General features: G+C 48.2%; 11 protein-coding genes. 4 read left to right on the top strand and 7 right to left on the bottom strand.

All coding sequences use genetic code 11. The features are described 5' to 3' along the window. Window positions 1–88 precede the first annotated feature (88 nt). Genes J7439_RS13670 through J7439_RS13680 form a run of 3 tightly spaced genes read left to right on the top strand, consistent with a single transcriptional unit; the run spans window position 89 to window position 3,776 of the window. A complete protein-coding gene (locus J7439_RS13670; protein ID WP_209202459.1) occupies window positions 89–1,306 on the top strand; it encodes a 3-oxoacyl-ACP synthase III family protein in 1,218 nt (405 codons plus the stop codon). A gap of 48 nt (window positions 1,307–1,354) precedes the next feature. Continuing rightward, window positions 1,355–2,977: a 3-oxoacyl-ACP synthase III family protein gene (locus J7439_RS13675; RefSeq protein ID WP_209202460.1), complete on the top strand. Its 1,623-nt coding sequence runs from the start codon at window positions 1,355–1,357 to the stop codon at window positions 2,975–2,977. Window positions 2,978–3,008: 31 nt separating this feature from the next. Next, window positions 3,009–3,776: an SDR family NAD(P)-dependent oxidoreductase gene (locus tag J7439_RS13680; RefSeq protein WP_209202462.1), complete on the top strand. Its 768-nt coding sequence runs from the start codon at window positions 3,009–3,011 to the stop codon at window positions 3,774–3,776. 41 nt (window positions 3,777–3,817) lie between these two features. Here J7439_RS13680 and J7439_RS13685 read toward each other — a convergent pair whose 3' ends face one another. The 5 genes from J7439_RS13685 to J7439_RS13705 form a co-directional block, all read right to left on the bottom strand. Then, window positions 3,818–4,918 carry a hypothetical protein gene (locus tag J7439_RS13685; RefSeq protein WP_209202464.1) on the bottom strand — a complete coding sequence of 367 codons (1,101 nt, stop codon included), beginning with the start codon at window positions 4,916–4,918 and terminating at the stop codon, window positions 3,818–3,820. 370 nt (window positions 4,919–5,288) lie between these two features. Continuing rightward, window positions 5,289–6,503, bottom strand: a complete 1,215-nt coding sequence (locus J7439_RS13690; protein ID WP_209202466.1) for a quaternary amine ABC transporter ATP-binding protein — start codon at window positions 6,501–6,503, stop codon at window positions 5,289–5,291. Further along, window positions 6,496–7,395: an ABC transporter permease gene (locus J7439_RS13695; RefSeq protein ID WP_209202468.1), complete on the bottom strand. Its 900-nt coding sequence runs from the start codon at window positions 7,393–7,395 to the stop codon at window positions 6,496–6,498. Before J7439_RS13695 ends, J7439_RS13690 begins: the two co-directional genes overlap by 8 nt. Before the next feature lie 130 nt (window positions 7,396–7,525). Then, window positions 7,526–8,536, bottom strand: coding sequence for an ABC transporter substrate-binding protein (locus tag J7439_RS13700; RefSeq protein WP_209202470.1), 1,011 nt, complete (start codon window positions 8,534–8,536; stop codon window positions 7,526–7,528). Between the two features lie 261 nt (window positions 8,537–8,797). Continuing rightward, a complete protein-coding gene (locus J7439_RS13705; protein WP_209202472.1) occupies window positions 8,798–9,277 on the bottom strand; it encodes a MarR family winged helix-turn-helix transcriptional regulator in 480 nt (159 codons plus the stop codon). A gap of 245 nt (window positions 9,278–9,522) precedes the next feature. Here J7439_RS13705 and J7439_RS13710 point away from each other — a divergent pair, with 245 nt between their 5' ends. Further along, window positions 9,523–11,499 carry a BCCT family transporter gene (locus J7439_RS13710; protein ID WP_209202474.1) on the top strand — a complete coding sequence of 659 codons (1,977 nt, stop codon included), beginning with the start codon at window positions 9,523–9,525 and terminating at the stop codon, window positions 11,497–11,499. Window positions 11,500–11,551: 52 nt separating this feature from the next. On the opposite strand, the gene J7439_RS13715 is transcribed toward J7439_RS13710, so the two are convergent. Both J7439_RS13715 and J7439_RS13720 read right to left on the bottom strand, forming a co-directional pair. Then, complete coding sequence (locus J7439_RS13715) at window positions 11,552–12,199, bottom strand: hypothetical protein (protein WP_209202476.1); 648 nt, start codon at window positions 12,197–12,199, stop codon at window positions 11,552–11,554. Window positions 12,200–12,330: 131 nt separating this feature from the next. Then, a partial coding sequence (locus tag J7439_RS13720) for a hypothetical protein (protein WP_209202478.1) occupies window positions 12,331–13,104 on the bottom strand: 774 nt, incomplete at its 5' end.

Below are 13,104 nucleotides of genomic sequence, written 5' to 3' on the forward strand. Positions count from 1 at the left end.
GGAAGATACCACTGATGCTTGTGCCAACCGTGGTGTGAATTTGCCTTCCATTTCCCTTGGTTAATAACGGGCATGGGGGATATGTTTAATGCGCGAGTTTTTCAATGGTCAGTTTTCTGCCGGTTTGGTCGCCATGGGGGGTTATCTGCCTGGTAAAAACATCAGGGAAAGGGACGCTTCCCAGTTGCCCGCCTATCTTGCGGAGCAGACTCGCCTGCACCATGATTATTTAAAACCCATCTCGGCAAATGGCTTGCTGCCGGGAACCGTAGAAACGAATTATGACGGGTGGCAAAGTCAGCCATGGTACAAGGCGTGGTTTGATCGTCTGCCGGATAAAAAGAGGAGTAATCCGTTTGAAGGGATTGAAACTCGTTGCCGCGTACCGGTAGACCCGGAATCCAGAGCTAACGCTATCCGGCCCCATCCGATGCTATCTTCTGATGCCGAGACTCTAGCCGGTGCGCTTGCTCTCTATAATGCAGGAATGGATCAGAGCATGGTTGACTTGCTGATGGTCAGTTCCCTTATGCCGGACCGGCATGTTCCCCTGAATGCTTCACTGGTTCAACATAAACTCAAACTGCCCAACGCTGGTGCCTATAACATTGATACCTGTTGTTCCTCGTTTATTACTATGCTGGAAATGGCAGTACTCTACGTGCGTTGTGGTTTGAAGCGCAATGTGATGATTATTGGCAGTTCTATTGATTCACATATTAGCGATAAATCCAATTACTACAGTCCGAATACCGGTGATGCGGCTGTCGCCGGTATTGTATCCAGGGTGGACGATGGATACGGGTATATTAGCTCACACTCAATCAGCCAGGGAGTTCGCCATGCTGCCATTGTCTTTCAGCGTCGTAGGCCCAAGCTGTCTGCTATTACCTCGCAGGGGCCCGATTTTGAACAGGAATTTGTTACCTTCAACGACCCGTCACTCTGCAAGGAAATTGCCGAAAATAGCCGGGATGACATAGTGAATGTTGTTGATGGAGCCTTAGGCAAGGCTGACTACAGCCGTGAGGATATTGATTTTCTTGTTGCCCATCAACCTGTTCACTGGGCGGGCAATGCCTGGCGAAAGGCGCTCGGTGTTCCTGCCGGTAAATTCCATGAAACATTCCGGCACTACGGGAATATCGCCGTTGCGTCGGTAGCTGTTAATCTCCTGGATGCGCTGGAAAAAGGTAAAGTGAATTGCGGTGATAATGTTGTGATGGTGTCGTCAGGTGTCGGTGAAAACCATAGCGCTTTATTGCAAAAAATCTCACCCCGTCTTTTGCAAGTCAATGGTTTGTGAGCATCGCTTTGTTGATCAACTTGATGTTGGATGAAAGCGGAGATATTTATGGCTGTTAATATCCTTGGTGTTGGTGCCTATTTACCAGAGAATACTGTCAGTAATAATGAGTTCGATTACAAATCCAGGGGGGTGACTGATGAGTGGCTGCTAAGCGCGGGAATCAAAAACAGGCGATTTGCCAGTAGTCATACTGATTATATTGAACTGGCTTACCATGCATCGCGCAGGGCCATTACACAGGCGGGCCTATCTGTTGACAATATTGGCTTACTGATTTTGGTTTCCAGCACTATTAATGGCGAATGTATTATCCCGACAGGTATCGCTGAATTAAAAGATAGGCTGAAACTCGGAAATTGCCTATATCTGCATATGCTGGAATCTTGTAATGGTGTCATCCAGGCAATGGAGTTTGGGACTTATGCAATCGAATCCGGACAGACTGACAATGTATTGATTGTCTCCAGTGAGACATTTTCCAAACTACAGGACGATACATCTGAAGCATCCATGAAAATTACTATGAGTATGGGGGATGGCGCAGGAGCGATTATTTTAGGCGTAGATAGTCAACAAAATGGCCGGATTGCAGCACATATAATCAGTGATTCCAGGTTTCAAAGTGGCCTGGTCATGCAGGTTAATGAAAACATTAAAGACAACAGGGCCAGTAATAAAATCAGTTTCAGGTTCAGAGAATTGATGTCGAAGCCTGAACCCCTTATGCCTGAAGGAGTTTTTGATAAGCTAAAGATTTTATCGACTGAAATGATATCGGATGCAATAAATAAGGCGTTGGCAAAATCAGGTTTGAGTGATAATGAGATTGATTTTTTTATTCTACATCAACCAAATAGAGCATTTCTTGAATCCTGGAAGGAAGCACTGGGTATTCAGCAGAATAAGACGGTAGATACTTTAGAAGAATATGGAAATGTATCCTCCGCTTCGGTATTGATCAACCTGACGATGGCTTATCAGCTAAATAAGATACATTCAGGTGATACCATAGTGATGGCTTCTGTGGGGGAAAATAGTGCGGGTTGCAGTATCTGGACATGGAGTAATGATAAAAAGCCTGAAAATTATTTACTTAACGAACAGCCCGTGACGTTTGCAGGGCAGTTAATTAACTCAAGAAATTATACGACTAATGAATTGCGGGAAAGATTTATATTGCCTGACTCGGAAGTTGCCCGAAAGCCCGGTGAGTTTTTCACTCAGTATGTTGCTAATATGGCGGTTTTTGAACAGGTTTCCACTGTTGATGCATTTGAATATGTCAGCGATATCAGGAACCTGGAAGAGTGGACGATGTCCATACAAAATCTGCGGATTGCCAAAGATGATATCTATGAGGGAGACGAGTCATTGGCACCTGCTGGCAGGGTCTTTTTACGTTGCCTTGTTTGCAGGGAAGAGTATCGAATCAATTGGCTGGTAGGGCATGACAATCCTGATGATCTCTGGATGGATTACCAGTGCCAGTTGTTGGATGCTCAACCGTTGCTTGGCAGGCCTGGTTCTGTCTTGTTATGGATAACTTATGGCCATGCCCGGTATTTAAATGATCCTTTGTATGCAAAAGCGTTTGGCTTAATGTATAGCGCCCATAATATTGAGATTAATAATTTAAAGAAAATTCTCGAAGATAGATATGCCAAATAATCAAGAAGTATCCCAGGAGACTACAGGCGTTATGAGTGTTCCAGATAAACGCGGAAGCGTCGTTCTTATCACTGGCGGTACATCAGGAATAGGAAGGGCAACAGCCCTTGCTTTTGCCAGAAACAAGTCAACGGTGCTGGTCTGTGGCAGGCGTGAGGATGCCGGGGAACAAACGGTTGATGCCATTCGTCGTCTGGGCGGTAACGGAATGTTTATTCGGGCGGATGTTTCCGATCCGGATGAGGTTCGGTCGATGTTTGCTGTTATCCGTGACCAGTACGGAACCCTCGACTGTGCATTCAATAATGCTGGCAACCATTGTATTCCCAGGCCGCTGACAGATACCTCCACGGCAAGCTGGAATGCGACTATTGCAACGCATCTGACCGGAACCTGGCTGTGCATGAAACATGAACTGGTCATGATGAGCGCCTGTAGTCGGGGTGTGATTATCAATATGTCATCAGTTACAGGCTTGGCGGGGACGTCGGGGTTGTCCGCTTATACCGCGGCCAAACATGCAGTGATTGGCTTAACAAAAGTGGCGGCACTGGAATATGCCACACAGGGAATTCGGATCAATGCACTGGCCCCGGGTGGGATCTTGACCAATGTTACGGCCTCGTTGTCAGATGAATGTCGTCAAGCCCTGGCCGACTTTCATCCGCTAAAGAGACTTGGAATGCCTGATGAGGTCGCGAATGCGGTGGTGTGGTTATGCTCAGATGAGGCATCGTTCATTACTGGCAACATCTTTACCATTGATGGCGGGGTTACTGCCGGTTATACACCCTTCTAGTTGCTCAGGCATTTTGCCATTAAGGGTTTAATAGCTCGGCATTAACAGTTTTTTGCCAATTTTAGTATGCTGTGGCAATGATGCTGCCATAGCGTGTCAGATACACAAGCGTAGTCTTCTTCAGATAAGGCAGTTTCCAGTCGTGACAGTGCATGATGAATAACGATTGATTCCGAGAATGGGTTCGCTAATAAATCTTTCAGCTCTGAACGCTGACGGAAAGTGTTGATCTGATGATAAATGCTGACAATATCCCCGGGATGACAAGCTCTGGTTATAGTCATCACCGGTTCTGAAGTTGTCTTGTCCTCCTGCATATTGGTATATACCTGGTCTGCAATAACACAAAGCCGTAAATTACCAAGGCGTTTCAAATCCTGAAAGCTCAGTTCGCCTTGTTTAACCGGGAATTCATAACCTTTCAGTGTACCTATTGGATCATTAACGGATGAATATAGCAGCGATTGGCCAAGTCTCAGAAAATAAAGAGCTGAAAGAGGAACGCTATAAATATCAGTAAAAGAAAACTGCATAGTACGCGCTATGGTTTTATGGCTATTTTCATCCAAAAAGTTATAAATGGCTATCGCCATCAGGCAAATATGGTTTCTGTATGATTGGTCAAGCTTGCTATTGTTGGCAAGATTATAAATTTCCTGAATAAATGCACTCGTGTATTTTTTCAAATTTTTATAATAAATTGCTTCCATTGCTAAAACATTAGGATTTTTTAATCGATTAATCTGATGTTTCGTCAACAAAGCCGATATTTTTGTTTTATCCATGCTGGATAGCAACACCATTTCACTGAATTCTTCCAGCTTGTTAACGCTATCCTTACTATACATGTCGTCTAGTTCAGAAGGCTTGATAAGACGCTTTGCCAGATCCTTGAAAAGCACATCAGCTACGCCATCTGAGCGGGGATCAATTTTCAGGTTGTCCTGCTGCAGATCGCCGGGGTCAAGTACAGATGCGGATCTTTCCCCAAACGCTGCACTTTTTGCAGCAGCCGTATTAAGTGAAGCATCTTGCTGGTTGTTATGACCAGGGATGAAGTTAGCTAATGTCGATGACAACCCTGAAAAATTATCCATTACCGATATACAACCGAGATTCAGCACCTGTATAAAGTTTGACATCCTCCCACCACTAAGCGGATGGACGCCTCACCACTTGCGATTATAGTGGGGGATTCCTTCTGCAAGACACCCATGCCCGAGCGCAGTTTTCCCCTTACCAGTAAGTAGCTAACCATATGAAATCATATATTTCTGACTCCTTGTGCCGGCACTCTGCTTCGTTACAACTCCGGTCACATAGCTACGGCTATGCTCCCTGCGTTGTGCCTCGCATAGTACCAGCCCAAGTAGCCAGAAATATTCGATTCCATATGGCCAGCTACTTAACGGGGAAAACCTTATTCGACAATCTGTTCTACTTTTCAGATTGCTTAATAGCCGGTGACAGTCATGCCTGAAGAAGAGTTTATCATTAATGTCTTTTGCCTGATTAATGATTTACTCCAATGGAAACATCCCCCAGAACTTCAGCAAGACTGGACCGGGAAAGCTGCCCCTGCAACTGCCCATCGTCATCAACAACGGGGAGGGGAAAGTCGGTGTCCAGGGTATCGGGAATAACGGACTCCAGTATTGAGTCTGCCTGAATAGTCGGCACCGTCTCAATCAATATCGAGGTGACCTTCTTGTGACTCCCCTTCTGCACGGCCTGCTCAAGGGTCTGCTGAAGAATCACACCCTGATAGCCTTCATCATTAACGTAATAGCCAAAGTCTTCAGAGGTCTTTTTCATCTGACTCAAGGCCTCATCAATGGTTTCCGCGGTAATGCGGCAGGCCGGAGGTTTCATCACCGTTTCTACGGTCAATGCCCGGGCACGGTTAACATCCTTAACAAACGCTTCCACATAATCCGTGGCCGGATTCAACAGAATATCTTCCGGAGCCCCCTGCTGGACCAGCTCACCGTCTTTCAGAATGGCAATGCGATCGCCCAGCCTCAGGGCTTCATCCAGGTCATGGGTAATAAAAACAATGGTTTTCTGGAGCTTACTTTGCAGCCCGATCAACTGATCCTGCATCTCACTGCGAATCAGTGGATCCAGGGCGGAGAAAGCTTCGTCCATCAATAGAATTTCCGCATCGGTGCACAGCGCCCTGGCCAGACCAACCCTCTGTTGCTGCCCTCCCGACAACTGGGAGGGGTATTGCTGCTCGTAGCCAGCCAGCCCCACAGTATCCAGCCATTGTTCCGCTCTCTTCAGTCGCTCGGCTTTGCCAACACCCTGAACCGACAGACCATAGGCAACATTATCTATGACTGTCCGGTGAGGCATCAGACCAAAACGCTGAAAGACCATGGACATCTTCTGACGTCGAAAGCTTTCCAGCTCTTTGGCGGAAAACCGGGTAATATCGGTGCCATCCACCAGGATCTCCCCCTCAGTGGGATCGATCAAACGATTAAAATGGCGAATCAAGGTGGACTTACCGGATCCGGAAAGCCCCATAATCACAAAAATCTCGCCCGCCTTGACGTCCAGGTTGATATCCCTGAGCCCAAGCGTATGCCCGGTATCAGCCAGAATCTGATCTTTGGATTCCCCCTGATGAACCCGGGACATGACCTTGTCAGGCTGTTTCCCGAATAATTTGTACAGGCCACGAATCTGGATCAGAGGCTTTTTATGGTCCCTGTTATGCATGCTCAGCACCTCCCAGATGTTTCTGGGTTCTGCGGGCATAAGCCTGAGAAACCCGGTCAAAGATGATCGCCAGCGCAACAATGGCAAGACCATTGAGCAGCCCCAGGGTGAAATACTGATTAGTAATAGATTTCAGTACCGGCTGCCCCAGGCCTTTGACGCCAATCATGGAAGCAATCACCACCATGGCCAGCGCCATCATTATGGTCTGGTTAATACCGGCCATAATGGTGGGCATTGCCAGTGGCAGCTGTACCCCCCACAACCGTTGCCACGGGCTGGCACCGTAGGCGGTAGCGGCTTCCAATACCTCTTTATCCACCAGACGAATCCCCAGGTTGGTCAGTCGAATAACCGGCGGAATGGCATAAATAACCACCGCGATCACACCGGGAATCTTGCCAATCCCCAGCAACATCACCACCGGAATCAGATAAACAAATGCCGGCATGGTCTGCATGATATCCAGCATCGGCGTTACCAGCTTCTGCACCCGGTCGGAACGGGCCATGGCGATACCGATTGGAATGCCCAGCACCAGGGAGAGCAAGGTGCATACCGTGATAACACTCAAGGTTCTCATGGTATTTTCCCACATACCAAAATAACCAATGGTCAGCAGGGAACAGACAACACCGAGGCACAGCTTCCAGGAACGGCTGGCGGCGTAGGCCAAACCGGTGATAACCGCCAGTATCAGTAACCAGGGAGAGCTGATCAGCAGGTTTTCAAACCAGACAAGAAAAGAGAGTAACGGGTCAAAAAACGACTCAATCAAATCGCCATGCTCACGGGAAAACTCCCGGTAGGCACCATCCAGAGTCTTTCGCAAAGCGATCAGGTCACTGCGATCCATATCCGGAAACTCAGTAACCCAGGATTCCTTAGCCATACACTTCAGCCTTTATTATGGGTGATTGGCACAGTATTCAGAGTATGGAGTTTACGCCTTTCGACTCCGCTCAAGACGAACGGAGTTTGGAGGTCAATAAATAAACCCATCAATTGCACTAGTGATGACTTTAGAGAGCCGCAAGCTCTTGCTTTACTTTTGCCACCACATCAGCAGGCAACCACTGGGACCAGACGGACTCATAGTTGGTCAGGAAATGCTCCATGGCGATTTCACCATCCGCCTGATTTTCTTCCATCCAGGCCAACAGCTCATTCATCTGCTGATTGGTAAACGAGCGCCCTGCCAGGTACTCATAAGCTGCCGGTGCTTTAACCGCGAAACGTTCGGTGGTAATGGTATTGACCGGTGATGGCGGATACATAGTGACTTTCGGAGACTCACAATCTTCTTTAGTGGTACAGTTGATGAATTCATCCACATCAACACCGGAACCGAAATCCACCTTGACCATTTCATACTTGCCCAGTACCGCCGAAGGTGCCCAGTAATAGCCAAACCAGGCCTCTTCCCGTTCATAGGCTTTGGCAATAGCCCCGGACATACCGGCACCGGAACCCGGGTCAACCAGGTCAAACCCATGCTCTTCCAGCTCCAGCGCCCTGAACAAATTGCCAGAATTAATCTGGCAGTTCCAGCCCGCCGGGCAACCGTAAAAAGCGGACAGGCTTGAATCTTCCGGATGCTTGAAGATGGCTGCCTTCCCTTTAATACCCTTGATGGTTTTCAGCTCAGGGTCTTTTTCCACCATGTATTTCGGTACCCAGAACCCTTCCTCACCGCCTTCTGACAGCGAATTGCCAGCATAGCGAAGGCGTTTTTCCTCGACACCTTTATCGAAAGCCTGCCTCATGGAGTTACTCCACATTTCCGGCGCGATATCCGGCTCTCCTTTTTCAACCATGGAGGTACCTGTCGCCATGGTGTCGCCGGGCACCAGCTCCACATTACAGCCAAAGACATTCTCAAGGATAAATTGATCAACGTGTGCTATCAGCGTTGCCGAGTTCCAGTTCATATCGGCGAGAGTGACATCACCGCATTCATCAGCTGACACAGAGGCGGCAAAAGGGAGGGAAGCAGCCAGTAAGGCAGCGGCAGACAATTTTCTTTTTAGCATGTGCAATCCTGTTTTTATTCATCCGTTTCTGATACCGGGCAGCGCCTTCCTGGCTCTATGGTGTAAAGGGATTAAGAATTTCTGCTCCTGCGGTTTTCCGTACACAGATTAACAGCAGAAATTTTTAAGCCCATTTTCCAGCGCCGAGCACTTAACTGTACTTTCCCGTATATCAGCTGGGGCAATAACTTACACTTCTAATGATTAGATTTCAAATTACTTTTACCAACACCCCAGGGAAAAAGGCCAAAAATCAAACAGCTAAGGTTCTGTCCCGGCGATATCCAGAAGCGGCGCGGCATCAATGGACTCGGCATCCATCATGGCTGCAACCCGCTGCAAAGACGACAGAACCTGGGTTTTCTCCCAGGGCTCCAGTGCCTCAAAACGCTCAATAAACTGTTCATGCAGTAGCGCCGGTGCTGTTGCCAATACAGAGCGTCCGAGCTCAGTCAACCGTGCGTTAACAATTCGTTTATCACTGACACTTCGGACTCTCTCAAGATACTGCCGCTCTTCCAGCCGATTCAAAATAGTGGTTACTGTCGCCTGACTCAGGGAAACATCCTGGGAAATCCGCTTGACCGTCACATCACCAAGATCACTGATTGCCTTCAAAACCATGATCTGGGGGGTGGTCAGGCCACAGGCTTTGATCATACGTTTCGAGTGCAGATCCGTTGCACGTATTATGCGCCTTAGAGAAATAAGTACGTCAGTCCAGTAACACGGTTCAGTCATACAATTCACTCATCGAAGAGGTTTAGAAAACAGGCGTGTTTATTTGCCACAAAATAAATCGCAAAACAAACACAATTTGATCTCAAATAGTTTGAACTGTAATATATTTCACCTAGACTCCTATTTAAAGTTGTATACAGGATCCTCTTCATGTTCACCCCCTCAGAGCATTGACGGACTTCTTGCACATAGCTCCAAACCCAAACGATCAAATTGATTTTGACTATTCAGCAAGAGCCAGCAACATGTCCCAACCGGAAATCTCTATGCCTTCCAGGCAAACTATCAACCCTCCCGTATTTTTCGGCTCAGCCATTTTAATACTTTTACTGGTGGGCTATACGGTTTTTTCCCCTGAAGATGCCAATAGCCGCTTTACGCATCTCCAGTCCAGCATCATGACCAACGCCAGCTGGTTTTATGTTATGGCAGTGGCCCTGATCCTTCTGTGCGTCGCCTTTCTGGGGCTATCCCGATATGGTGATATAAAACTGGGCCCTGATCATGCCGAACCCTCATTCAGCTTTGGCTCCTGGTTCGCCATGCTCTTTTCTGCGGGCATGGGCATCGGCCTGATGTTTTTCGGTGTCGCCGAGCCGGTAATGCACTTTCTTTATCCACCACTGGGTGAGCCAGGTACGGTGGAAGCCGCCAGAGAAGCCATGAAGCTCACCTTCTTTCACTGGGGCCTTCATGCCTGGGCGATTTATGCTATCGTGGCGCTGATTCTTGCCTTTTTCGGTTACCGGCATAACTTGCCGCTCACTCTCCGCTCCGCCCTTTACCCCATCATCGGTGACCGTATTTATGGCATTCCCGGTCATACCATTGATGTGTTTGCCATACTGGGCACCATTTTTGGTGTTGCAACTGCGCTGGGTTATGGGGTTTTGCAGGTTAACTCGGGGCTGAACTACCTTTTCGGTATCGACATCAGCACACAGACACAGGTTATTCTGATTGTGGTCATCACAGCACTGGCCACTGTTTCTGTGGCGACAGGCCTTGATAAAGGCATCCGACGCCTCTCAGAAGCCAACCTGCTACTGGCACTGATGTTATTAGTGATGGTGGTACTGCTCGGCCCCACCGTCCTGTTGTTGCAGATGTTCGTGCAAAATACCGGTGGTTATCTGTCTGACATCGTCGGTAAAACCTTCAATCTCTACGCCTATGAGCCCACCGATTGGCTTGGCGGCTGGACGCTGTTCTATTGGGCCTGGTGGCTCTCCTGGTCACCGTTTGTCGGTATGTTTATTGCCCGTATTTCCAGGGGCAGAACCATCCGCGAGTTTGTTACCGGCGTTCTGTTCGTACCAACAGGCCTGACCCTGATCTGGATGACTGCTTTTGGCAATACCGCCATCGATATGATCATGAACCGGGGAATGGCCGGTTTGGGTCAGGCCGTAGAAACCGATGTACCCATCGCGCTGTTCAGGTTCCTGGAATATTTCCCGTTCTCAAATGTACTCTCGATGGTGGCCATTGCCATGGTCGTGATCTTTTTTGTTACCTCCTCCGACTCCAGTGCCATGGTTGTCGATATGCTCGCCTCCGGGGGCAACAGTAAAACGCCGCTCTGGCAGCGGGTGTTCTGGTCCAGCCTGATTGGTATTGTAGCCATGGTGCTGTTATTGGCCGGTGGCCTGCAGGCCCTGCAAACGGTGACCATCGCCTCAGCACTGCCTTTTTCCATTGTGCTGTTGGTGTCGGCTTATGGCTTGCTGAAAGCGCTGGCTGTTGATGCTGCCAAGAGAGCCAGCCTGGAAAGAACCACACTCACCCCCAAAGTGGGTCATAAACCGATCCCCTGGCAGAACCGGCTGGCGACGATGGTCAGCTTTCCCCGACGGGCCCATGTCAATCGCTTTATTCAGGATGTTGCGCTCCCGGCTATGGAGTCCGTCGCATCAGAACTGGGCAAACAGGGGGTAGAAAGCACGATTCAACTGGATACCGAAAAACAGATACCCAGCCTGGTGGTACTCCACGGCGATGAAGTGGACTTCTTTTACAAAGTGACGCCCCGCTCTTACCTTCAGCCCAGTTTTATACTGGACGAAGAAGATGAAGAACAACGCAAATACTTCCGGGCCGAAGTTTTCCTGAGAGAAGGCGGCCAGGGTTACGACATTATGGGCTGGACCAGTGATCAGGTGATTGGTGATATTATCGATCAGTATGAAAAGCACATGCATTTCCTGCACATGGTTCGATAGACTGACCACACCTCGTTTCCCCGCTCTGTGTGGAAACGAGGTGCACAGTTCGCTATTTAATGTATGGGTAGACAAAGTCAAACTGCTGCCCTGTCAGATTAATGGTCACTCTTGAATTGTATGAGGTATCGTAACGCTCCATCCAACCATCAGCAGTAATGTGGTAATTGTTCTTGCTGCCATCCCTGCTCAGATGCCCGGACAGATTTCCGTTTAAGGTCTTCCCATACACATTAATCCCCTTAAAGAAAAAGCTGAAATTGACCCCACTGCAAACATTTACCAGATCGGCATTACTGCTATAGGGGATCACTACATACTGCTCTTCACGGCCACCCCTTGGCTTAAGTCTGAAACGCATCACCATTATGCCCGCGTGGCTGATATGCAGATAAAGTACCAGTTCAGAGATCCATAGTTTTTCAGTTTTTGCAATACTGTAAGCATCAAAACGATAGGTTCCGGCTGGTATTTGACAGGCAGTAACGGAGGATAAGTCAGGGGACATCGGCGGTGTATAGGCAGGTGCGGGCTCGGTTCTATAACCACGATATAAGTAATCGGGTGGGTATAATGGCCCTTCAGGCTGAGGATGGGTCGGCACCTCGGGGTAAGGTGGAGGGGTAAACCGTTCAAGGCCGATTGGTTTACCCAGGACAATCGATGGTAATAAAAGGATAATTAATTGATAAAGTTTCATAACATCACAACCATAAGACATTATTCTTCCGGGCTAGGAAGAATAGGTCATTTACCCGTATTTACAGGATGGCGGTGAAATTAAAAATCAGATTCAGATGCCCGGAATACATCCGGGCAGTCACTGCGGGCCTACTGAAATGGATTCATGACAATATCAAGCAGTTCCCTCATACCCTTGAGTTTCTGAGTTTCGCTGATTGCTTTGCCTTGAATCATCAGTTGTAACAGCTCTACTAAATCGTTATGACCGTGATCTTTTGCCCATTTCAGTTTGCCATCCAGTGCCCTCCGGACTTTGTCCGTCAGCTTTGCCCCCGCGCTCAAAATCGTGCCATATAAACATTCTGCGTCATCGTAACGGTCAGTAACTATTGCCCGCTCCAGAGCTTCATTCAGTTTATCCAGAACTTCATCCGTAAGCGTTGCCCCCAGTGTCAGAATGATGCCTGTTAAGCGCTCTGCGCCATCGTAATGATCGTCAGCTATGGCCTTCTCCAAAGATTCATTCAGTTTGCTTATGTCATCGTCCGTCAGCTTTACCCCGGTACCCTTTATGATCGATACTAACTGTTCTACCAGCTCGTAGTTCTGGAAAGCTGCTGCCCATACCAGACTTCCCCTCAGTTTTCTCTGGTCATCCTCAGTCAGCTTTGTCTTGGTGCTTACAATGATGGATAGTAACAGCTCTGGCTTATCCTTATCGTAATAATAGTTATCCACTGCCAGTATCAGGCGGTTACTCAGTGCTATCCGGGCATCCTCCGTCAGCTCTGTCTCAGTGCTTACAATGATGGATAGTAACAGCTCTGGCTTATCCTTATCGTAATGACGGTTATCCACTGCCAGTATCAGACCGTTACTCAGTGCTATCCGGGCATCCTCCGTCAGCTCTGTCTCAGTGCT

It is taken from the genome of Salinisphaera sp. G21_0 (assembly GCF_017744115.1).
Taxonomy (GTDB): Bacteria; Pseudomonadota; Gammaproteobacteria; order Pseudomonadales; family Endozoicomonadaceae; genus Endozoicomonas.